This is a genomic window from Lysinibacillus sp. G4S2, assembly GCF_030348505.1.
In the GTDB taxonomy this organism is placed as follows: Bacteria; Bacillota; Bacilli; order Bacillales_A; family Planococcaceae; genus Lysinibacillus.
The window spans coordinates 3,179,042-3,202,453 of the sequence record NZ_JAUCFJ010000002.1; the positions used below are offsets into that span (position 1 = coordinate 3,179,042).

Genomic DNA, 23,412 nt, shown 5'->3' on the forward strand with positions numbered 1-23,412 from the left:
GATGAAGCAACATATTGAAACAAGCCTAATTCACGCAGGAGTTCGTGACGGCTATGAAAATAAAAAAGGTGCAGTCAATGTGCCTATGTATTTATCATCTACTTTCCATCAAGAGAGTATCGATGAATTTGGTGAATATGACTATGCTCGTTCTGGTAACCCTACACGTGATGCACTAGAAAAAGCAGTCGCAGAGCTTGAAAGCGGAGTACGTGCCCATGCATTTTCTTCTGGAATTGCAGCTGTATCTGCAGCATTAATGCTATTATCTCAGGGTGATCATATGGTCATTACGGAGGATGTTTATGGAGGAACATACCGCTTCGTCTCCAAAGTTTTACCACGCTTCGGTATTTCCCATACTTTCGTTGATTTCACAGATTTAGAGGCGGTTGAAGCAGCCATTACACCAGCTACAAAACTGCTCTATATGGAAACACCGTCAAATCCGACACTTGGCATCACAGATATTCGCGGAATTGTTGCTCTAGCCAAACAGCATCATTGCTTAACATTTTTAGACAATACTTTTATGACACCTTTACACCAACGTCCACTTGAGCTAGGTGTCGATGTTGTTATTCATTCTGCTACAAAATTTTTATCTGGGCACTCTGATATTATTGCAGGATTGACAGTAACTGCTGACGAAAAGCTTGGTCAGGATTTATACTTTATCCAAAATTCATTCGGCAATATATTAGGTGTGCAGGACTCCTTTACACTATTGCAAAATATTAAAACAACAGATGTGCGTTATGGTCGTTCTGCTGAGTCGGCACAAAAGATTGCGGAGTTTTTAGCTGCAAATCCACTTGTTGAGCAAGTATACTACCCAGGGCTTGCCTCACATCCTGGCTATGAGATTCATCATAATCAGTGCACGAGTGCAGGCGCAGTTCTTTCTTTCCGCCTACCAAGCTATAAAGAGGCAAAAGCACTTGTAGAAGCGATGAAAATTCCAGTTTTCGCTGTCTCTCTTGGTGGCGTTGAATCGATCTTATCCTACCCTGCTAAAATGAGTCATGCAGCAATGGAGCCTGAAGAGCGTGAAAAACGTGGAATTACGGATGGACTATTACGTTTTTCAGTTGGTCTTGAGCATGTTGACGATCTAATTGCAGATTTTGCTCAAGCATTAGAGGTTGCCGCAAAAGCTTAGAAAAATTGACAAAACAACCGCGTCTCTTATATTGAGAGACGCGGTTTTGTTCAATTAAATACAGCTTTTAAATAGATAACAATCAATTCTTCACACGAGCCAATACTCGATACAAATAATCTCCATGTCCTTGAGCTAATGTCACTTCATGCTCGTCTGAAATCCAGTAAAATGAAAACACAAAACCTGACTCGTTTTCACCTGTAGGACAATGCTGCCATGTATCTCGTTTTTCCTTCGTAGTTAAATGATAAAAATAACGTTTTTGTAGAACCCCTGAATGGTGATTAAAATAATCTTGGGCAATTAACCCGTTAACTGTTAAATCGAATAAACCTGTCTCTTCAAACATCTCTCGGGTTACAGCCTCTTGCGGTGTTTCCCCTGCTTCTACCGTGCCTTTAGGAATTTGAATTCCTACTCCTTCTGTATTTTGCTCAAATACTAGCACTTGTAACTGCCCCTCATGCTCCCTCGTAATATAGCCAAACGCTTTTTCAACAACTTGCATGAAGTCATCCCCCTTCGAGTTATTTAATGTTACAATAAATAGAAAAATTGGAATTGCAGGTAAAAAGTGTTGACATTAATTATACGACAGATGCAAGAGAATGACATCATTTTTGTACAAGAAATTGCCAAGAAAAGCTGGCACAAAACATACGAGGGAATCATTCCACGTAACATCCAAGATCGATTTTTACAAGCTGCTTATAGTTACGATCGATTGAAACTACGTCTAGATAGTAGTCCATTTTTAGTTGCTATATTTGAAGAGTCGGTAGTAGGCTTTGCAAATTTTTCTAATGTGGTTAATGGTGTGGCTGAACTATTCGCAATCTATTTACTACCTGAAACACAGGGCAAAGGTATTGGTACAGCACTCTTACAAGAGGGTATCAACATGTTTCCAGATTTAACGTCAGTTATCGTTTGTGTAGAGAAAGAAAATACAATTGGTATGAATTTTTATCAAGCAAAAGGCTTTTTGAAAATAGAGGAATTTGATGACGTTTTCGATGGGCATATATTAAAAACAGTTAAACTCGGCTTAACAATAGAATAACGGAGCTACAATCTACTCCGTTACTCTTGATGATTTAATTTATGTAATCTATGCAAGATTGATATGCTCGGATTGGATGACTAATGCTGTTAACCCTGTATGACTCCCAGATTCATGCGCCTCTCCTGTTTGCCAAAGTACACCGTCTCCAGTTTTTATACTTACTTTCTCTTTATCTTTACCACAAATCCATCCCTCACCCTGAATAACAATAAATAACTGTGGGACTGGCGCCTCGTGCATTCCAACAACACCACCTGGCTCTATATAGATGAAGCCAATATTAGTAGGTTCCACCGTTTTCATGATTTTCGTATAAAAAGAATTCATTGATTGATAATTATTAATTTGATTGGCCAACTCTTGTGTGAATTTATATATTTTCATGTAATTTGTATGCTCCTTTCTATTAAAACTCACAATTATTATTAGTGAGACTCATCACCATAACGTGTGGTTGATTTTCTGGAGTCGCCCAGTCGGAACGAAGATCAACTAATTTACAGGGCATATATGTCATCCACAATTTTTGGTGATGAGCTATTTACGAATCATTTTATACATTAGAACATCATCTATATAGTCATTGTCATGTAGCTTATTTTCAAAGCTTACGATTCTACAACAGATGCTCGACATCATCATAGGTTAGTCGGAATATTTTTGTATCAGGTGTAATACTCATAAAATACTCTTGTACGTTTTCTAATCCGAATTGCTGTTCAAGAGTTGACCATTCAGCAGGTGTTAGGAAAACAAAGCCTAATGTATCTGAACCTCTTGATTCCATCCACATGCGTATTTCATAATCAGGCTGTAAAATCTCGTTTAAGGCAATGATAGTTGGATCACAACTATCATCAGCATCCATCACTACAAGGGATTTTTTATCACCATAGATGATATAAAATTCAACACCTCTCTCATTGTCTACAACATACTCATACGTCAGCTTCCCTGTGTTTAAGCGTTTCTCGCTATAATGGACAATATCAGCATTGTCTTCACGCCAGTCAATCCAAAAAACATGTTCCGCTAATTTTTCATCATCAGTATTCGTTAAATAGTCTTGAATAAATGTACTATCTCGCATTCCATCACCCTCCTCCGTTAAAAGCACTGTAAAACAACCCATGCTTTATCAAATTGTTTATTTTTACAATCTTCCTCACGAATCCAGAAGTACAATCTGCCACTATCGCCCCACATAAACCCTAGATCATCTTCGGAATCAATTTGGAGTAATAATCGCCAATCAGTTGCTCCTGCCTCTAATTCCTTTCGTAATGGATCGCTATAACCTGTTGAGTCGCCACAATATAAGCCATTTGTTACCAGTTGACATTCCAAATACATGTCACCCTGAATCGCATCTGGATAACCGTCTATGCGATGAGTAGCCCTAGAATCATCTATCTCCATCCACTCGTATTCAAAATCACTATAGCTATCAGCCTCCTCTTCGCTTAAAATTTCTTGTAAATACATCGAGTATGGCGAGTCCCATGATGGAAGTGTCCATTCATTTTCAAATTGTAGCGCCGCGCTGTCGATGTTACCATGCTCGTGTAATGATGCGGGAATTTCCATTCTATTCAGGCTACTAGTCTCTTGAGAGAAATAGAAAACTTTAAAGCCATCATGATCTTTCGGGTCGTATCCCCAAGGTTGCTCGACAGCATCATAGAAAAAGGATAGCACACCTTCCGAAGGTAATAAGCTGTTTGTATCATTAGGCTTGATTTCTATTAGATTTAGTTGGCAAAGAAAATACAACGGTCTATTGTCGTTTGTATGTGGCCATGAGAAATCAGATGGTACATCCGGACAGCCACCCATTTTTGAGCTGCCAATCTGAATTTTTTCTTCAGGTAATTGGTTTACCATCATTCGAATGGATTCCTTTGCGAAAGGTAATAATTCCTCCGCTTTATGCGCTAAGCCAAATTCCTTTAATCCCTTTTTTAGTTTTTCTACGTTACTCATTTCGTTTCCCCTCCTAAAATCTCGTATTTTTTTCATATATATTCATTTTACCAAAACAAAAATAAAAACCCTATAATTTAACAATACACAAAAGAAAAACCCAGAATACGTTCTGGGCTTGATGACACTTACTTTTCTAGCATGATTAAAACTGTCGGGCTCTTGCTTCACTTCTCAAGAGACGGTTATGGAGTGTGATCTCCGTTTCACCGTTAACTTGAGATTTTGAGTGCTTAATCCTTGACCAGTTGCGGTGGATTTTTTGAGATTTTGGGTCTAAATGTTCAAACCTACTCATTCGCGCCATCCTCCTCATCAATATAGATTTCATAAGTGAAACCTTTTTTAGTATGACCTAGCAAGTAAAAATTATTCTCTTCCCCACACTTCTTGTAACGTGCTCCTAAATAATGCATCTAATTTTTGTGTAGGATCATCCACTTTGACATTTAAATTTTTACAGTAAGTCTCAATATGCTTTAATTCTTTATCTAAATACTCATTAATACTTTCAATACGCGGCTCCATATTTAGCTCTTCTCCAGCTATTTTTCTCTTTAAAAGTTGCTCAATGTCCGTTTTTAAAGGGCCGTCAGAGATTATTTCATTTAATAATTCTTGAAAATCAATTGGTGGTACCGTTTGTTTTTTTTCAATCCACTTACATGCCAATACCGGTCTTAGTACATAGAAATATTTTTTTATTTTAACTTCTGAACTTTGCAAATATTCCCGATAGTTGTTTTTAGCCATATTTAAATAATGGTATAAGCTTGCGTTTGGATAAAATACTTCTTTTTCCAATAATCGTACATTGTCAATAAATGAATATTGCTGCTCATAAACAATATTGCTTCGTAACCATTCTAAAAGCGGTGGATTACTTTTGCGAAAAAGCCTTAATGCTTTTGTTATTTCCCACCCACTAATATCTAATAAATCATTGATAGGCACTTCAATGACATCTCTCTTAGCACCTATTCCTTGTGGATCGATAGCAAGGTACCACTGTGGTTGATGAATATATATGAAACGAACATCATAATCACTGTCTTTAGAAGGAAATCCCCAAGCTCTACTACCTGATTCTACTGCATATAAAATTTTTATTTGATACTCTTTTTCAATTTCTTTTAATTTATTTAGTATAATTTCTTTCATTTAATACACCACTTTCCAAATTCCACTATTTAGATGAGATTTTTAAAACAGTTCGTATCAACATTTTAAAACCTTCAAAGCACCTACAACTATAATAAACCACCCGTATATCACCTGCAAATAGACAATAATTGGTATTCTTTTATTCATTAAAAATACCACAACCGAGTGATTGTGGCAGTGAGAATTTTAATAATTCATCGCGTTTATTGCAATAAAATTTGAAGAATTGTAATACATACAGCCGCAACTATGGGCACTATTTTTAAAGAGGTGTAGCCGATTGAAGATGTACATATTGGCTCTAACGGATCCTTCGTTGGTGAAGCTAAATATTGAAGAAAACGTTGCCAGCGACTTTTCTTGTATGTCATTAGCTGCTTAGGAATCTCCACTTTATCGCGATCTAAGCTGTCTTTTAACCATGGTTCCTTTTGAAATTCATCCTTAAGCATCGAAATCCTCCTTTAGCTCTTCCTTTAAAGTCCTTATCGCATTATGTAGCCTTGATTTAACTGTGCCAAGTGGAATGGACAAAATTTGTGCAATTTCCTCCTGTGGCAAATCATGATAGTAAACGAGCAAAATAACAGCTCGTTGCTTTTCGGGTAATTGAAGTATCGCTTCTTGTATCGTTAATTTCTCGTCAGCAGACATTCGATGACTGGTCGTCGGTACTAAAAACGGAAAGAGCGTGCGCCATTTTTTGCGCCGATTTAATTTATTAATCATTAAGCGATAAGCAATTTGAAATAAAAATGCTTTCACCGTTCCCTTTTGCTGATCAAAATCTTCTTTTATATATTGTAAACGCTCAAAGGTATCTTGCACAATATCAATGCTTAGCTGATCTTCCCGAGTATAACGAAACAAAAAGCAGTACAATGGCTCATACAAACGACTATAGAGCTGTTCAAAGCCCTCGACTTCGCCGTTTTTATAGGCCTCCATCCACTCCTCATTGCTCATCATCTAGCTCATCCCCCCAATGAGCCTTAATGGACTTTAATGTTATGGACACACGTGAAACTAAGTATCCAACTATTACAATGACCCATGCTGACGATTGATTTGCAAAAAACTGCATATATGGATTTTCGATTGTTTGAGAGGAAGTCAAAAGTATGAAAACTGCCTGCACACAAAGTATTGTATAAATGGCTAAAACGAGCGTTAACGTATCAAATACATTCCAACGTAAATAAATTGTTGTTTTTTTATAATTAATTTTTCCATTTTCGCGTACAACATATTTTTTATCCATCGGGATTGTAATTCCCAAAATAATAATACTCCAAATACCAACTACAATAAAAGATACGATAAATCCAATTCCCATAAAATCACCTACTTACTGGTATATATTTTTTTAGCGATGGCTGCTAACACCAAGCTAAGAATTGTTAAAATCATAAAATACTGATATTGTGGAAGCCAAGTTTCGCCTATTAAATTTAAAGACACTTGCAAGCTATCAAATAAATATAGCATCGGGTTCCAGATTAAGAAAATAAAATAATCCTGGGGGTTTTTTTTCGCTAATGTTAAAAACATCGTTGACATTTGTATTGAAAACATAAATATCAACATAATCGGTTGCAACATACTTGTGGCCACTCTTTCATTTTTAAATAGACCAGCCAATATAAAACTCAATGGATATAATGCCAATAACACAAAGTTACTCATTAAAATAATTAGCAAAAATGAAGATAATGAAATATCAATAATAAAAGAGTAGCCAACGAGTAGTAACACTAAGAATAGATTTAATAAAGTAAAAACACCGATTCCCATTCCTATAAAGTAAGTGTGTGGCTTAATGCCTGTACGCTGCACCCATTGGAGGGTTTTATTGGCTTTCATATCTGTTAAATAGATTGTAGCATTGGAAAAACAAAAGAAGAAGATTAACATTATTATAGAAATCGGTAAAAACTGACCTTTAATCAAAAAATTAAATGATTCATCAGTCATCGCGCTTTTAGCAAAAAATGATATACCCAAAAAGATATAAGCTGGTAACAAATTTCCAAAAGCCATCCCTAGACTACGAATATTTTCTAACATATACATGCGTGCAATTTGCTTTATCATCCTGCTCTTCCTCCTAAAATTTGGCCTGTCACTTCATAGTAGAGACCTTCGATTCCTGGCAACTTCGCCTCTGCGTATTTTCTATAAAGTTCATCCTGTGTGCTATTTTCAATGAGTTTTCCGTCTTTTAAAATCACTACATAATCAAATAACGATTCTAATCCTGCTACCTCATGGCTAATAATAATAATCATTTTGTTACGTTGACGAATTTCATGCTGTAAGTAAAACATCAATTGCTTTTTCTTCGTTAAATCTAAATCAGCAAACGGCTCATCTAAAATGATAATTGGTTTATTTAATAAAAAAGAAAGGAAAATCGATACTGCTTTTCGCTGACCGCCTGACGCATTTTTCAACAAGATGTGGTCATAAGTTGGTAACCCTAATATTTCATAAAGCTCTCCCAAATCAACCTGATTGTTGGTCAATGTAGAAAAAAGTGCCATCACTTCACGAATTTTAAGATGTTGATAACTCGAAAAAAATTGGTATTGCAACGCTACTTGCTCATGCACATGTAGCGACGAATCATTGAATAAAATGGAACCTCCATCAGGTTTTTCATCTCCAGCTATGCATTTTGATAACGTAGATTTCCCTGCTCCATTCTGACCCAACAATAAATAGCAATAACCCATTTTAAATGTGGCAGACACACCATCCAAAACGTTCACACCATTATAATTTTTCACAAGATCCTTCACAATAAGCTCCAAAACAAACCCTCCCTGTTTTATATGTTCACTGACTATACAAACGGGGATTGTAAAAGGTTCATTTTATTTTAAAAAAAATGAAATTAAATTATATGTTTCTATAAAATGATTTTTTATGTAAAATAAATAATAATTGGTAATTTAGGAAATGCAGAAATTTATCATCATAACGTGAAGTCATTTTCTGGGTATACATGGCAAACGTTTTAACAAATGTTCGATTAGAATTCACCCATTAATATCCTATTGACTATGGTATTTCGCAACGAACAAAACTAAAATTGGACCTATAATATTTTTATAGCACGAATAATAGAAAACTATTTTAAAGGGAGTTACATAAGTGAGCGATTTTAAAGAACTTAAGTATTTTTTGGGGCCACATTTTGGTCCAGGGATTGGCTGGGAGCTAATCGAGCACGCTGTTATTGATCATAGAAAACTAAGTAGAGAAGAACGTTCCAAATTTAAAGAAGAACTTCTTCATATAAAACAACTGTTAGAACAAAATCAGTACGATAAAATACAACAGATTATTGACAAGAATGATTTAGAAAATACAAAGCTTTATGATATAAAAAAAATACAAAGATTTATTGATGAAATCTTACCTATTATTGAGAAATATGAATATAAGGAAGATATCCCCTATGTACCTTTTAAAGCGTTAAACTATTTATTTGATACCGTTATTATCCCAACTAAAACATTGTTATCTTTTGACTTTATTGTTATAGATATAAAAAGAGAAGGCGATACATTTATTCATCATATTTTGCAGGATTTACAATATGTAAAAAAAGTCTTTATGGAGAAAGATGAAATTAAAATTCAAAAGTTACTCCAACTTGCAAGAGAAAGAGAAGTTTATATTTTAGACTCCCAATATCGAGATGAATTTATCCAAGTCGTAACGAACGAATTAAGTTAATGAACAAGAAAGTCCTTTGATTAGCTTGCCTTACATCATAAAAGACCTCTCATCAGAAAGGTCTTTTCTTGTTTAGGATTTAATTATTTTCCAAAATTCTGTTCCATAGCTTTTGTTACAAAATTCAACAGGTATTTGCGTTTTCGCAAAGTTGTCGCCTACGCCTATTTTATTAACTTGATTTTGTAACGGCGAGCCAAATGAAAACTCCAGTTGCAAATCAGTAAGGTTAAATAAAATTGAATGCACTGTTCCAAAGCCTTCTTTGTAATTATGAACGGCTAACCCTTTAGGAAACTCTGTTAAAAGTAGTTCTTGGATTTCATCTATAGATCTTTTTCCGTTTTCCTTACATTTTTTCTCTAAAATATCGTATCTTAGCTGAGAATGCTCGAGCTTGCCTGGCTCCTTCTCCTGTATTGTCGGAAACAGTCCATGGTTAGTTGCAATAAGATAATCTAATTCTGCACGCTTTATTTCTCTTACACCGTCGTATGTTCCAATCAAAGCTGCGTCGCCACTTGCATCAGCTATTAGTAAATTCATATTCGTTCCGATCGGCATATTGTTAACCGTATAAATAGCTTCTTCAACATTTTTACAATTTTCTAATAGAGTTCTGACGATAACCATAAACTGTAAGCCAGGTACTACTGGTGGTCTCATGCCAGGATAATTACCAATGGGCATACCACACGATGCAAATGCAACGCATAGCCCCTTGTCATTTAAACCTTCGCTCCGACCGAATGTGGAAACAGAAAATCCTGTATGAGTATATTTCCCTTCTACATTTGTTGTACATAAGCGCATATCTGAAATATTAGGTGATAGATCATAATTTCTTAAAACATATGTTTTACCATCAGCCATTTTCCCTGGTAAAATAGCCCCTAAACTACACCCTCCAGGAATTAACCACGCATTTTGATAAAAATTTAGTTGTTCAGGCGCATAACCAAAGCCTTCTGCAAATCCTTCCAATTCTTTATTTAAACCTGGGCAATACTGCTCTATTTGTGCTTTCATTTCAAAATAAGTGTTGTTCGAAATTAGTTTTTCCGTAAAGAATAACGATTTTGCAAAAGGGTTATTTTGAAACTCTCCCGCTTGTTGTTGTCCTATCTCGTATGAACTACCTTGAAGAAATGCAAACTGTCCTGTATTTGTTTTCATCGATATACCCCATTCTATATTTAAGTAGCAAGACATTTCTTATCTTGCTAAATACAGAATAAAGTCTCCATCTACTGGAGAGTTTAGCTAGTTTCTTATTTTCACAAATATTTTTGTCAAAAAATCATTTGGATGTAGCCCAATATTTGGTTTAATATTAATTGGATTTACTACTTCAGTTGGGATTAAGCCCTTTATATACTGCTCCATAAATGTCCCTTCTGCCTGAAGAGCTTGCTCAGTCAGCCATTCCTGCAAGCGACTATAACCATAATGTAGCTCTGAATACGGTCCCTTTACATTGATACAAGCATAGATGCCTTCTGGTATTACTTTAATATGCTCTGCAAGTTGAGTTGCTTTTAACGGCAACAGTAGTTCAACATCCGCTATATTTTGCTTCCTGTGCTGTTGATGAAAAATTGCAGTTAGCTCCCCTTCTATCTCTAATTGATACGCATATATTCGTTCAAATAATTTTTGAACTAGCCTATCCATGTCCATTACATTAATCTTTTCACGGATGGCAAGCACCTGAATTTTTGGTCGTTCTTCTATGTAACAACTTGATAATATTGGCTTTGGATTAAACATTTCAGTGTTCCTAATAGAATTTTTTACATGGACAATATTTTGAATTTGTTCAGCAATTATTTCTTGTTGATGCTCTAATTCCAGAACTTTTTTATGTAATCTTAGCTCTAAATCTTGCCAATCATTTTTTCCTTTCATAATCTGTTCAATCTCTTTTAATGAAAAATGACAATTTTTTAGTACCTGAATCGTATTCAGTTCTTTCATTTTATCGTAATCAAAATAACGATAGCCGGTCACTTCATCTATAAAAGATGGTTCGAGTAATCCTATATCACTATAGTAACGAATAGTTTTTACAGGAACATTACACAGGTTCGAAAATTTCCCAATGCTATACATAAAAACACCTTCTTTTTAAATAGTTACATGTGCTATGTCATTCATTTTAAATGAATTAAAATAAACCTCTCCTTGCTTAGTTATTGTACGATAAAGTAGTGGTAAATGTTTCACTATAATGAACTTATTAACATGGTATGCGTTTTAACAAATATCATCGACAACTTGCTCAAAAAACAAAAGAGTATGCTCATCATTTTTTGATTTGAGCATACTTCTTTTGGTTATATACTAATTTGTTTCGTACGGGTATTTGCCCTGCTTCCGCGGGTAAACTTATCCATAATATGATAGATTAGTTGAAGACTATCAGAATGGATGGCGCAGAGGGTGGAAAAATGGAAATTTATATCAAATTTTTCCAATGCGAAAACTTGGTTTTCAACAAGTAAAATTGCAAAGAAGCTTAGAATTGCAAGAGGAATTACATATTCCAATTTGATAAGATTGTATAAACCATAAATCCACCTACTATTAAGTTCCCAATAATTATAAATGGTAAGTTTCCTTGTAATTTAGTATTTTTCTTTTTCCCTACTCCACCTAACGCAGTAATCCCTATAAATAAAGACAATGCAGGATATATAAAGATAAAATACTTACTGCCGTTTAAATTGGGACCGGCTATGTTGAAGGTAATAGGAATCTCATCCGATATATTTTGTACACCAATAATTGAAAACGCCAAAAACAAGGCACAAAATATCCAAGGAATTATACGTACTGACTTTTTAGATGTATTCATGATAATCTCCATTCTCTCCCGTGTCCGCTTCACGATACAAACAGTAATGAAAGCGAGTGAGCGGAACACTCTATTTTTCGATTTTTCAATTAATTTAAGTCTTTATTTAGCTTACTTTTTTCAATAATATTTAATAATTTCATCTTCACACTACTCTTCCCAAATTAAATAGGCTCACCATTTATTGTTTTTGCATATAACATGCTAGTTACGATGCCCAAGCATAAAATAATAATAACATCATATATACCTACTATCGAACCTGACCATAGTACTCTTGGAACTGCTGCAATGAATACCAGAATCACTGCACCGAAAAACCCCAATACACTTGATATACTCCGCTTTACTACTTGGAGTTCTGATTGCCAACTATAATTGACAAATCTTAAATTAATAGCGACTCCGTATATTGCTGAAAATACTGCAAATGCACATGGAAGAAGTACTAATGTCATGGAATGAAATAATGTTGCTTCAAACACTCTTCCGATTATTATTCCGTTTATTATCGTAAGAGGTATTGTAAGCGTAAGATTAACAAGTATCTTACTCTTTACAACCAATTCTTTCGACAATGGAAAAGTTTTGATTATCCAAATATTTTTACCTTCAAGTGAAAAAGACACGCTACTTGTATTTGATAGGCATACCATCAATGACATTATATACGGTGTTACACCATACAGAGTCTCTACTGTATTAATAGTATTTATCGGCATATTTTCCATCACTTTTGTGATTGAAATCATTAAAGAAATCGTAAAAATAACCACCATGATCATTCCGAATGTTGTGTTTATTAAGTACGTTGTGGACGAAAATAGTCGTTTGATTTCTTTCACATATAATGCTTTTAATTTACTTGATCTTTTTAATGTGTTTATTTCATATTTTTTGTTACTACTCATTGATCGAATTTTAGTATTTAGTCCTTTGTATACATACGAGAGACCTATAATGAAAATCACTGTTAACACTATTGAAACTGCTATATATATAAGAAAATCTCCCACTTTTCCTGTTACCAGTATTTTATTAAACAAATAAAACATTGGATACACTTTGTTAGCCTGATTCAATATATTTGTTAAGATCAATTTCATATCGCTTGGGTCTAATTTATAACTACTCAATGTTGGTGCTAATACTAAAAATAAAATAATACACATATAGCTAAATGAAGAAACCGCACGAGAATATTTTGCTCTCGATGAAACTTCTAAAACTACTATACTAACAATTGATGCTATAATTGATGGCACTAATGCAACTGTAAGTATTCCAATCAGTATCTTTATCCAAAAAACGCCGCTTACTGTTCCTGTAAAGAAATATACTGCTCCCATTAGAAGCATGATTATTAAAGATACTACCGTATTCAAGAAATATATATATAAGAATCTACTTACTACTATTATCGATGTTTTAATAGGAAGTGACATTAATGTGTCATAATCCCTTTTTCCAAAAAACTCATCACTAGCACTAAAAAATGCTATAAACAATGATATTAGAGTACTCACTAAAAATGAATATGCAAGTATGTGTTCTCTCATATTATATTCATTCAGCAAATATCCAAGACTTGTAATATACGCTAGCCCGAAAGCAGACGCAATAAATATACCAACAATAGCCATTTTATCACCAAAGTTGGCTTTACCTTTTAGGGTATTAAGTCTCACTAGTGAAATAATCCTAATTTTCAGAAGAATCGATAAGTGTTTCATCTTTTAACTCCTTCATAAAGAACTCTTCCAATGTTTGATTTTGTATTATTTCATCCATCGTACCACTATAAACTAGCTTTCCACGATTAATCATAGCCACCTTATTACAAAGCTTTTCTGCAACATCTAAGACATGTGTTGAAAAAAATATTGCATTCCCTTTAGCAGTCATTTTCTTCATTATCTCTTTTAAAACAACTACTGCTTTTGGATCAAGACCTACAAATGGCTCGTCCAGAATCAAAAGCTTTGGTTCATGAATAATAGCTCCAGTTATTGCTAACTTTTGCTTCATTCCGTGAGAATAAGAGGATATTAGATTCCCTAGACTTTCTGTTATTCCAAACATTCCAGAATATTCTTTTATTCTCTTTACTCGAACATCTTCCGGAACTCCGAAAATATCTGCTACAAAATTTAAATACTGGATTCCTGTTAAATGTTCATATAATTCGGGACTATCAGGAATATAAGTAAATTTCGATTTGCATTCAAGAGGCTCTTTCTTAATAGAATGCCCATCAATGTATATGTCGCCTTCCTCAAAATCTAGGATTCCTACTACTGATTTGATCGTTGTACTTTTCCCTGCTCCATTATGACCTATAAATCCAAAAACATCGCCATTTTCAACACATAAACTAATGTTATCGACAGCTTTTTTTTCACCTTTATACACTTTTGAAAAATTTTTAATATCTAGGATTCCCATTCTTTCATCTCCTTATCTTATTATTACCGATCGATTACCTACACCCTCGCTAATGACCTTCGTAAAAGCTCTCATGGAAATCATCACAAGTGAATGAAAAGAAAGTGGATATCATCAAATGTTTGAAGTTTAAATCCACTTTCTGTATACATCCCTTATCCCTTCATATCTTTTATTGGTGCCTCTTTATCTTGTATACCGGTAATCGGGCATAGTATTATAGCCCGCTAATAAAAATGCATCTTTTCCTTGAGATAGAACTATCGTAAAGATTAGAAATGGACTCATAATGATAAAACAATGGCATTCACCATAGCTAGTCTCTATTTTCATTCATAATAAATTGCTGGATGGCTGGTAGCAGTTCTTTATGGAGTGGTAATGATGGGTCTGAGTACGTCGCAAAATTTTTCGCACGATCTGCTGGAGCATTTTTTAACACATGATTCATTCCGTCCATATATACAAGCTCGGCATCTGGTTTACCTTTCTTTAACGCTTCCGCATCAGTTGCTGTTACTTGTAGGTCATTCGTTCCTTGTACAAGTAGAACACGACTATTCACTTTTGCAAGCTCACTTGCTGGATTATACTTTAACCATGAAATCATATATGGTTGAACAGATGGACGGAATAATCCTTGTAAATCTTGAGAAACGTTCTTTACTAGCTCGCCTTTTTTCAAGGATGCAAGAGCATCTGTTGATTCCTTTAGAAGCTCTGGTGATAACTGACCTTTTAATTGCTCTAGCAGAACTTCATCTATTGATCTTCCAGTGCCTGCTATGGAAACAAAGGACTCCACATTTGTTTTTTGTGCTGCTAATAAACCGATTAGTGAGCCTTCGCTATGTCCAATAATATGAACGCTTGAATAAGCTTTATCAGCTAAAAGGGTATTAATCACTTGAACTGCGTCATCTACATACTGGTCAATTGTCATATCCTCTTCCTTTGTTGAAAGTGATTTATTGTCCCCAATTCCACGCTTATCGTATCGAACAGATGCTATACCTTCATTCGCTAAGCCTTCTGCTAGCATTTTCAAGCTATTATTTTTCCCAGCTAAAGCCGAATTACCGTCCTTATCAGTTGGGCCAGAGCCAGCTAATATAAGTACAACAGGAGATGGCTTTTTGTCAGCCTTTTGAAGTGCCACTGTTAAATCACCATTTTGTACGGGAATCTTTAAAGTTTCATACGTAACTGGTTGCTCTTTATATGGTTTTAAGACAAGTGGGAATTTTCCACCATTTTGTTGAAACGTTGCTTCAATTTGTCCGTCTTTTAATGTTCCATTGATAGCAACAGCCGAGCCATTTAAATTGATAGAAACGGTTACTTGATCGCCGTTATATTTAATGTTATTAAATGGATAATTGGATAAGCCTTGTGCTGGTACTGATAATGTTCCACTATCCTTTTGCAAATCCACAATAATTGGAAGTGCTCCGTTTGGGATCTCGATATTACCTTCCCATTTTCCTACTAGCTGTTCATTCATTTTATTGTCCCCCTTAGTCTCTTTTCCTTTTGCATTTTCTTCCTTCTGAGTGCATGCTGCTAATAAAAAGAGTGCGCAACATAAAATTAATAGTTTTTTCATACAATCTCCCTCTCTATTTAAAGATGGTCAATAATATTGGTAAAAATATGACGAATAAAATGACATAGCTCCATTTGTTTGCCAGATTCATGGTCCAACCAACACCGAATTTTTTTTGCACTAATAAGGAAGGGTCATTTTTATTAATGTATAAAACACCCCATTTCCAGTATCGATCATCAGCAGCTGCTGTTTCGTTTGTATGTAAATCGTCAAAGCGTTCATTACTTTTACTTAACTTCCAAATTAAGAGGGTAAGCCCGCCTAAAGAGACTACAATAAAACCGATAAAAAGCGGGAAAAAGTAAGGAATTGTTTGATCTTTTAATATCACTGTCGTGTAATGTAAAACTACAAAAAGAATGGTTAAACTATAATTAATTGCAGCGAAGTACCAGCTACCATATTTACGCTGTGTAAGCTCCCTATTGGCCGAAGCTTCTTTCGCCTGCGCGCTCAATTGTATTTTGGCACTTTTCATACCAAAACTCATGATAAATAAGCTAATTTGTGTCCCTAGTAAAATAAGTGGCATTATTATTACTGAGATCCATGTTTTTTCAGTCCAACCGTCAACCTCACCTGCTGCATTCCAATGGGTAGCAAAAACATCTGGGATGGCACTGTAATTCATATAAGTAAAGGTTATCAATGCTAATGTGACAATGATTGGTAATAAGAAAAATGTAGGTGAGAGTACTTCATCTTTATCACGTATAGATAGATCCGTCACATAAACAGTTTTAACATGCGCTTCCCAGTTTTCTTGTTTTTTTAGTTTTTTTATTTTTATATGATAAGACATATAAAGCCCAGCTGATACGAGAAGCATAACAAATAGCAAGATAAAAGATAATAAAACAAATTTCTCTTCTTGAATGGACAGAAATAATAGTGAAATTTGACCTAACAGAAAGGTAGCTGCTATACTCCCTACCAACATGCTGTAATGCTTTTTAAATGTTCGTAATTGCTGATGTTGCACATAGGGCTCTGGAATTGAAACACCAAACACTATTGATTTTCTAGTCAAATGTGGTGTTATTGTTTCCAATACTCCTACGAAGATAAAAATGCCTAATACAAAAAGCATAATTCCCCTACTTCCATTGTTTTAAAATTCGATGAAACAAACTCGTCATCTGATCTTTTTCAAGACCACGTGCAAATGCTTCAGCCATAATTGGCTTTAATGCATTTTCTACTTTTTCCACTTCTGTCTCTTCCAGTTCTCGTTTTTGCCCACCGATAATAATTGCTTTCGCTTTCGGCTTTAATTCGATTAACCCTTTTTCTTCAAGTTCATGATAACTTTTACTGACTGTACTGACATTAATCCCTAAATCTGCAGCCATAGAACGAACTGACGGTAATGTATCACCATTTTTCAACTCTCCCTTAGCAATTAACTCCACCAATTGATTCGTTAATTGTTTATAAAGCTGTAGTTCACTGCTTGGATCTAAATGAATATTCATTTTACCCCTCCAATCTGTATCGCTTATAAACAAACAGAAATCTGTCATACTTAGAATAATACAGATTTATATTTATTGTCAATTTTTTTACAATCTACTCAACATAAAAAGGACCCAGAATAATTCTGGATCCCACAAACACTTATTACTTCTATTTGATTTTATTTGTAATGGATTTTGCTTCATCTTAAGCTACAGCAAAACAGAATATCCTCTGCCTCACCAATGCTTTAAGTTATTAGAAGCTCACCTAATACAACTGTGGCGGACTTTCCTGAGATTCTTGGTCTTTGGGTATTTGACTACTCATTCTACATCCTCCTAATCATATTAGATTAATAAGTGTTTCCGCATATAATATGAGTCGTTTAACAAGTATTTATTCATGCTTTTATTATTTGTTTTGATTTGCAATATCTTCTTGTTCTTTAAAGACCTGTTGCGCAATGGTTAAAGCATTTTGCACACGCGGAAAACCAATGTATGGCACTAATTGTAATAATGCTTCCACAATTTCTGTCTGTGTTAAGCCTGCATGTAAACCACGTTTAATATGTGTTTTAGTTTGAGGAGCAGCACCTTGAGTTACTACTGCTGTAATAACAACAAGTGCACGGCTTTTTGCATCTAGCCCTGGTCGTGAATAAACATCACCATAGGCAAATTCAATAATCATTTTGCGTAAATCTGGTGCCACATCAGCCAGTGCGTCCGACTCAATCATTCGTGCTGCTTCATCCTCTGTGACATATTGTTTAATTGTTTCTAACCCCTTTGTAAAACGATCATTCATTTGTAAATCCCCCCCATTGTTTTTTTACACAAAAACCCCAATTCCGCGTCTCCAGAATTGGGGATTGTCCTTCACATATGTAAGGTTCTCTATTCCGTCTCACCCTCTGGCTCTGACGAAAAAGGATAAAGGTTTTCATAGTGCCTCACTGGACAGCTTTAATGAATATCTATGCAAAGTCACGAGGACATGCACGCTAAAGTAATTGTTAAGAAAGACAAGCACTCGCTTTTTCGATTTGGATTTTCACTTGATCAAATCCTGTGCCACCTAAAGAGTGACGACGACGAACTGCTGCTTCAGGTGCTAATACGTCGTAAATATCCCCTTCGATAAGCTCACTTTCTTTTTTCATGTCTTCAAGCGGTAAATCTAATAAATAGATGCCCTTTTGAATACATGTGAATACAAGTTTTCCTGTCACTTCATGTGCTTCACGGAAAGGCATACCTTTTGTTGCAAGATAATCTGCAAGCTCCGTAGCATTTGAGAAGTCAGAGTGTACTGCCTGGTGCAAACGCTCTGTATTGACAGTCATCGTGCGAATCATACCTTCAAAGATTTTTAGGGAACCAAGAATAGTATGGACTGTATCGAACATACCTTCTTTATCTTCCTGCATATCTTTGTTGTATGTTAACGGTGTTCCTTTTAAAACCGTTAATAAGCCCATTAAATTACCGTATACACGTCCTGTTTTTCCACGAATTAACTCGGCCATATCAGGGTTTTTCTTTTGTGGCATAATGGAGGAACCTGTTGAGAAGGCATCATCCAATTCGATAAATTTGAATTCATCTGTTGACCACAAAATAATTTCCTCTGCAAAACGAGATAAATGTGCCATTAATAATGATGAATTGCTTAAAAATTCAACGATAAAATCACGGTCACTTACCGCATCCATTGAATTAGCATAAACATCGCTGAAGCCTAGAAGCTCCGCTGATTTTAATCGGTCGATTGGGAAAGTTGTACCCGCCATAGCTCCTGCACCTAAAGGCAGAATATCAATACGCTTCATTGATTCCGTAAAGCGCTGTTTATCACGCTCTAACATCCAGAAATAGGCCATTAAGTGATGAGCAAACGAGATTGGCTGTGCACGTTGTAAATGTGTATAGCCTGGAGCAATTGTTTCCGCATGCTCTTCTGCCTTTTCAAGCAATGTTTTTTGGAATGTTTCAATTAAATCAATTGCTTCCTTCACACGCTTCTTTAAGAAAATATGCATATCCGTTGCCACTTGGTCATTTCGGCTACGACCTGTGTGTAGTTTACCACCAACAGGGCCAATTAAATCAATAAGCATTTTTTCCAAGTTTAAATGAATATCTTCATTGGCAACTGTAAATTCAAGCTCACCTGCAATTGCCTTTTCTTGTAATTGTGCAAGACCACTAAGAATAGCCTCTACGTCAGCTGCTGGTAAAATACCAGTTGCGCCAAGCATCGTAACATGCGCTACGCTACCTTCTAGATCTTCTAGAACAAGCTGTTGGTCAAAGCCAATCGATGCGCCGAACTCGTCCACCCATGCTTCTGCTGATTTTTGGAAACGTCCGCCCCAAAGTTTTGTCATAACAGCTCACCTTTTCCGTCATATTTTTTCAATTATCCAACAAATGTTTTATATTTGCTGAAAGAAGTTAAAAGGTGCAGCACAGCGCAATGCTACACTACACCTTACATGTCAAAATTATTTTTTATTTACTGAAGAATTCACCACTGTTGGCAGACCCCATAATTCGATGAAACCTACTGCTGAAGCATGATTGAATTGGTCTTCTTTTGAATATGTTGCTAATTTTTCATTGTATAGTGAATTTGGAGATTTACGTCCTTCCACAATTGCATGACCTTTATAAAGCTTCACGCGTACAGTTCCATTCACAAACTTTTGTGATTCAGCAAGGAATGCCTCTAGAGCATCACGTAATGGAGAGAACCATAAACCATCATAAATTAATTCAGATAGCTTTTTCTCAATGACTGGCTTGAAATGCGCTAACTCTTTTACAAGCGTTAAGTCTTCAAGCTCTTTATGCGCCGTTAATAGCACTTTTGCTCCTGGGATTTCATATACTTCACGAGATTTAATGCCGACTAAACGATTTTCAACGTGGTCGATACGGCCAACACCGTGTGCACCAGCTACTGCATTTAGTTCTTGGATTAAATCAGCAAGCTTCATTTCTTTTCCGTTTAAAGAAATTGGCTTACCAGCAACGAATTCAATTTCTACATATTCCGCTTCATTTGGAGCATTTTCCACAGAAACTGTTAAACCGTAAGCTTCTTCTGGTGGAGATACCCATGGATCTTCCATTATGCCCGCTTCATTTGCACGGCCCCATAAGTTTTGGTCGATTGAGAATGGAGAATCTAACGTTGCAGGAATCGGTACATTATGTTTCATTGCATATTCGATTTCCTCATCACGGCTCCAGCCCCACTCACGCACAGGTGCTAATACTTCTAAGTCCGGATTTAACGCTTTAATAGAAACTTCGAAACGAACTTGGTCATTCCCTTTCCCTGTACAACCATGAGCTACTGCGTCCGCACCTACTTGGTTTGCAATTTCTACTAATTTTTTAGAGATTAATGGACGAGAAAGTGCCGATACTAGCGGGTATTTTTGTTCATACCAAGTATGGGCCTGTAATGAAATTAATGCATATTCTTCTGCGAATTCATCCTTCGCATCTACCATATATGATTCAATTGCTCCTACTTGAAGAGCTTTGTTTTTTACGAATTCAAGATCCTTACCTTCACCTACGTCAAGACAAACTGCAATAACGTCCCAACCTTGTTCTTTTAACCATGGAATTGCTACCGAAGTATCAAGTCCGCCTGAGTATGCTAATACTACTTTTTTATTCGCCATAAAAAATGCGCCTCCAATTTGCTCTATAGGATATGTATTTTTATACATCCACTTAAAAGTTTATACACGAATAGTATCATGTTATAAAAATAAAAACAAGTGTATTTTTATAAATTTATAGACTTTTATGTTTATTGTAAAAAGTGTGTCATTCCAATACTTTAAGAGCTTGTACAAACTATGAATATTTTTACTCGGAAAAACGATTTTTTACTCGCTACATGAATGTATATAATATAAATTTCAGGAAAGTAAACGGTTCTTCGGCAAAACGAGGTATGGGTTTCCGTTTCGGATGTGCGCTTTCTTTGGGGCGTCAGGGCAACAAATGTTTTCTGTGCGAAAACGTAGCGGTAACTTAGCGGCAGCGGCAGGTTGTTTTTTGCGCGAAAGCGTAGCGGCAGCAGCAGGTTGTTTTTTGCGCGAAAGCGTAGCGGCAGCAGCAGGTTGTTTTTTGCGCGAAAGCGTAGCGGCAGCAGCAGGTTGTTTTTTTGCGCGAAAGCGTAGCGGCAGCAGCAGGTTGTTTTTTTGCGCGAAAGCGTAGCGGCAGCAGCAGGTTGTTTTTTGCGCGAAAGCGTAGCGGCAGCAGCAGGTTGTTTTTGCGCGAAAGCGTAGCGGCAGCAGCAGGTTGTTTTTTTGCGCGAAAGCGTAGCGGCAGCAGCAGGTTGTTTTTTTGCGCGAAAGCGTAGCGGCAGCAGCAGGTTGTTTTTTTGCGCGAAAGCGTAGCGGCAGCAGCAGGTTGTTTTTTTGCGCGAAAGCGTAGCGGCAGCAGCAGGTTGTTTTTTGCGCGAAAGCGTAGCGGCAGCAGCAGGTTGTTTTTGCGCGAAAGCGTAGCGGCAGCAGCAGGTTGTTTTTTGCGCGAAAGCGTAGCGGCAGCAGGTTGTTTTTTTGCGCGAGCGTAGCGGCAGCAGGTTGTTTTTGCGCGAAAGCGTAGCGGCAGCAGCAGGTTGTTTTTGCGCGAAAGCGTAGCGGCAGCAGCAGGTTGTTTTTTTGCGCGAATGGACACCCCTGCACTCTAGCTAGTGGTTCGCCTATCCTAACGCCCACAGTGAACTTTCATCACCTAGTTGACGGACTTGCTCGGCATACAAAAAGAGTTGTCTCAGCGCAAGAGACAACTCTTTTCTTAATATCGAAAAACAAAAGATTAAGGTAATCTTTGTGAACTGTTTTAGTGTCGAGCCCCAAAACAGAATCAAGCTAAAGCTCCTTTCGCTTTTATAGGAATACTTTGAAGATTTATCGAAACAAAATCGCTCTTTTATCGAAACTATTTGAGCTTTTATCGAAACAAAATCTCATTTTATCGAAACTTTTTGGGCTTTTATCGAAAAACAAGCTCTTTCTATCAAAGAAATCAATCACACGTTTTGGTGTAGAGCCATAAAAAAACTGTAGACACACTCCATTCTTACTTAAGTATGTTTACAGTTTAATTAAAATTATTTTATTGAGTTTTTCGTTACTTCTTATTGAAAAATGACTTACCTAAAAATTCAACAGTTGCAGGAGCTATTGCATATAGCTTGCTTGATAACCCCATGATTCTTGGTAAATTTACCTCTCGCACAGGGCGTTCAATCGTTTTTACAGTAGCCTGTGCCACTTCTTCAGCTGTTAATAAAAATCTTCCTAAAGAAGCTCGATAGCTACTGTCATCACTTGCCTTATCTAAAAATGGTGTATCGATTGGACCTGGATGTATTGCTGTGACTTTCACATTATACGGAGCCAGTTCCATGCGAAGCCCATTCGTAAAGCCAACAATCGCATGCTTTGTAGCTGCATAAACACTGGCCTTCGGTGTCGCTACCTTTCCTGCCTGTGAGCCAATGAAGATTAACTGACCTTGCTGGCGTTGCATCATAGGCGCTGCTAGACGCTTTGATAAATACATCGGCACACTAACATTTAGCTCAACCATTTGTGAAATAGCCTCATCTGACAATTCAGGTGCAATGCCAAATTTACCCACCCCGGCTGATAGAATTGCTACATCGAGAATTGGTAGCTGTTCACATACTGCATCTATTGTAGCTACATTTGTTAAATCCGCTTGGATAACGTTTGCTCCTAAGCGTTCTAATGCTTTCAACGCTACTGTATTGCGTCCTGTTGCATATACCGTATGACCTTGTGCTACTAATAATTCAGTAATTTTCAATCCTACACCACTTGTTGCACCTGTAACGAAGATAGTCTTTTTATTCATATCCAT

Annotated in this window: 27 protein-coding genes; 3 read left to right on the plus strand and 24 right to left on the minus strand. The window is 36.2% G+C overall.

Going from position 1 to position 23,412, the window contains the following annotated elements:
* The first annotated feature begins 1 nt into the window (after position 1).
* Complete coding sequence (locus QUF91_RS16345) at positions 2-1,162, plus strand: aminotransferase class I/II-fold pyridoxal phosphate-dependent enzyme (RefSeq protein WP_285394936.1); 1,161 nt, start codon at positions 2-4, stop codon at positions 1,160-1,162.
* 82 nt (positions 1,163-1,244) lie between these two features.
* Here the strand turns inward: QUF91_RS16345 and QUF91_RS16350 are convergent, their stop codons facing one another.
* Positions 1,245-1,673, minus strand: a complete 429-nt coding sequence (locus tag QUF91_RS16350) for an NUDIX hydrolase (protein WP_289418561.1) — start codon at positions 1,671-1,673, stop codon at positions 1,245-1,247.
* Positions 1,674-1,742: 69 nt separating this feature from the next.
* Here QUF91_RS16350 and QUF91_RS16355 point away from each other — a divergent pair, with 69 nt between their 5' ends.
* Complete coding sequence (locus QUF91_RS16355; RefSeq protein WP_289418563.1) at positions 1,743-2,228, plus strand: GNAT family N-acetyltransferase; 486 nt, start codon at positions 1,743-1,745, stop codon at positions 2,226-2,228.
* Between the two features lie 48 nt (positions 2,229-2,276).
* Here the strand turns inward: QUF91_RS16355 and QUF91_RS16360 are convergent, their stop codons facing one another.
* The 10 genes from QUF91_RS16360 to QUF91_RS16405 all read right to left on the minus strand — a co-directional run bounded on the left by QUF91_RS16360 (position 2,277) and on the right by QUF91_RS16405 (position 8,191).
* Positions 2,277-2,615 (minus strand): cupin domain-containing protein, encoded by a 339-nt coding sequence (locus tag QUF91_RS16360; protein WP_285394932.1) that lies wholly within the window; start codon positions 2,613-2,615, stop codon positions 2,277-2,279.
* 232 nt (positions 2,616-2,847) lie between these two features.
* Positions 2,848-3,321, minus strand: coding sequence for a hypothetical protein (locus tag QUF91_RS16365; RefSeq protein ID WP_285394931.1), 474 nt, complete (start codon positions 3,319-3,321; stop codon positions 2,848-2,850).
* 17 nt (positions 3,322-3,338) lie between these two features.
* Positions 3,339-4,214, minus strand: coding sequence for a YwqG family protein (locus tag QUF91_RS16370; protein ID WP_289418564.1), 876 nt, complete (start codon positions 4,212-4,214; stop codon positions 3,339-3,341).
* Positions 4,215-4,359: 145 nt separating this feature from the next.
* Positions 4,360-4,545 carry a YpzG family protein gene (locus QUF91_RS16375; protein ID WP_483308090.1) on the minus strand — a complete coding sequence of 62 codons (186 nt, stop codon included), beginning with the start codon at positions 4,543-4,545 and terminating at the stop codon, positions 4,360-4,362.
* Between the two features lie 38 nt (positions 4,546-4,583).
* Entirely contained in the window at positions 4,584-5,375 is a 792-nt protein-coding gene (locus tag QUF91_RS16380; protein WP_289418565.1) for a nucleotidyltransferase domain-containing protein, read from the minus strand.
* Between the two features lie 206 nt (positions 5,376-5,581).
* The gene (locus QUF91_RS16385) at positions 5,582-5,830 is read right to left on the minus strand and encodes a hypothetical protein (RefSeq protein WP_289418566.1); all 249 of its coding nucleotides are present in this window, start codon (positions 5,828-5,830) and stop codon (positions 5,582-5,584) included.
* Complete coding sequence (locus QUF91_RS16390) at positions 5,823-6,326, minus strand: RNA polymerase sigma factor (protein ID WP_481817423.1); 504 nt, start codon at positions 6,324-6,326, stop codon at positions 5,823-5,825. The genes QUF91_RS16385 and QUF91_RS16390 overlap by 8 nt, the downstream gene beginning before the upstream one ends.
* Before the next feature lie 7 nt (positions 6,327-6,333).
* Entirely contained in the window at positions 6,334-6,714 is a 381-nt protein-coding gene (locus QUF91_RS16395) for a group-specific protein (protein WP_285394925.1), read from the minus strand.
* An 8-nt stretch (positions 6,715-6,722) separates the two neighbouring features.
* Positions 6,723-7,472, minus strand: coding sequence for an ABC transporter permease (locus QUF91_RS16400; protein ID WP_289418567.1), 750 nt, complete (start codon positions 7,470-7,472; stop codon positions 6,723-6,725).
* Positions 7,469-8,191 carry an ATP-binding cassette domain-containing protein gene (locus QUF91_RS16405; protein WP_285394923.1) on the minus strand — a complete coding sequence of 241 codons (723 nt, stop codon included), beginning with the start codon at positions 8,189-8,191 and terminating at the stop codon, positions 7,469-7,471. Before QUF91_RS16405 ends, QUF91_RS16400 begins: the two co-directional genes overlap by 4 nt.
* Positions 8,192-8,534: 343 nt before the next feature.
* Between QUF91_RS16405 and QUF91_RS16410 the strand changes: the two genes are divergently transcribed.
* Complete coding sequence (locus QUF91_RS16410) at positions 8,535-9,122, plus strand: hypothetical protein (RefSeq protein ID WP_289418570.1); 588 nt, start codon at positions 8,535-8,537, stop codon at positions 9,120-9,122.
* Between the two features lie 72 nt (positions 9,123-9,194).
* On the opposite strand, the gene QUF91_RS16415 is transcribed toward QUF91_RS16410, so the two are convergent.
* The 13 genes from QUF91_RS16415 to QUF91_RS16475 form a co-directional block, all read right to left on the minus strand.
* The gene (locus QUF91_RS16415; RefSeq protein WP_289418571.1) at positions 9,195-10,298 is read right to left on the minus strand and encodes a C45 family autoproteolytic acyltransferase/hydrolase; all 1,104 of its coding nucleotides are present in this window, start codon (positions 10,296-10,298) and stop codon (positions 9,195-9,197) included.
* An 87-nt stretch (positions 10,299-10,385) separates the two neighbouring features.
* On the minus strand, positions 10,386-11,234 hold the full coding sequence (locus QUF91_RS16420) for a MerR family transcriptional regulator (protein WP_289418572.1): 849 nt from the start codon (positions 11,232-11,234) through the stop codon (positions 10,386-10,388).
* Positions 11,235-11,658: 424 nt separating this feature from the next.
* Positions 11,659-11,979 (minus strand): hypothetical protein, encoded by a 321-nt coding sequence (locus QUF91_RS16425; RefSeq protein ID WP_285394919.1) that lies wholly within the window; start codon positions 11,977-11,979, stop codon positions 11,659-11,661.
* Between the two features lie 164 nt (positions 11,980-12,143).
* Positions 12,144-13,712, minus strand: coding sequence for a putative ABC transporter permease subunit (locus tag QUF91_RS16430; protein ID WP_289418573.1), 1,569 nt, complete (start codon positions 13,710-13,712; stop codon positions 12,144-12,146).
* The gene (locus QUF91_RS16435; RefSeq protein ID WP_289420089.1) at positions 13,681-14,418 is read right to left on the minus strand and encodes an ABC transporter ATP-binding protein; all 738 of its coding nucleotides are present in this window, start codon (positions 14,416-14,418) and stop codon (positions 13,681-13,683) included. Before QUF91_RS16435 ends, QUF91_RS16430 begins: the two co-directional genes overlap by 32 nt.
* Positions 14,419-14,740: 322 nt before the next feature.
* Positions 14,741-16,030, minus strand: a complete 1,290-nt coding sequence (locus tag QUF91_RS16440) for an alpha/beta hydrolase (RefSeq protein WP_289418574.1) — start codon at positions 16,028-16,030, stop codon at positions 14,741-14,743.
* A 13-nt stretch (positions 16,031-16,043) separates the two neighbouring features.
* A complete protein-coding gene (locus QUF91_RS16445; protein WP_289418575.1) occupies positions 16,044-17,123 on the minus strand; it encodes a DUF1648 domain-containing protein in 1,080 nt (359 codons plus the stop codon).
* A gap of 7 nt (positions 17,124-17,130) precedes the next feature.
* Positions 17,131-17,508 (minus strand): GntR family transcriptional regulator, encoded by a 378-nt coding sequence (locus QUF91_RS16450; RefSeq protein ID WP_285394914.1) that lies wholly within the window; start codon positions 17,506-17,508, stop codon positions 17,131-17,133.
* Between the two features lie 394 nt (positions 17,509-17,902).
* A complete protein-coding gene (locus QUF91_RS16455; protein ID WP_285394912.1) occupies positions 17,903-18,301 on the minus strand; it encodes a carboxymuconolactone decarboxylase family protein in 399 nt (132 codons plus the stop codon).
* A 208-nt stretch (positions 18,302-18,509) separates the two neighbouring features.
* A complete protein-coding gene (argH, locus tag QUF91_RS16460) occupies positions 18,510-19,883 on the minus strand; it encodes an argininosuccinate lyase (RefSeq protein WP_289418577.1) in 1,374 nt (457 codons plus the stop codon).
* Positions 19,884-20,000: 117 nt separating this feature from the next.
* Positions 20,001-21,194 (minus strand): argininosuccinate synthase, encoded by a 1,194-nt coding sequence (locus QUF91_RS16465; protein ID WP_285394910.1) that lies wholly within the window; start codon positions 21,192-21,194, stop codon positions 20,001-20,003.
* A gap of 358 nt (positions 21,195-21,552) precedes the next feature.
* Positions 21,553-22,200 carry a hypothetical protein gene (locus QUF91_RS16470; protein ID WP_289418578.1) on the minus strand — a complete coding sequence of 216 codons (648 nt, stop codon included), beginning with the start codon at positions 22,198-22,200 and terminating at the stop codon, positions 21,553-21,555.
* A gap of 456 nt (positions 22,201-22,656) precedes the next feature.
* Positions 22,657-23,412: an SDR family NAD(P)-dependent oxidoreductase gene (locus QUF91_RS16475; RefSeq protein WP_483308091.1), complete on the minus strand. Its 756-nt coding sequence runs from the start codon at positions 23,410-23,412 to the stop codon at positions 22,657-22,659.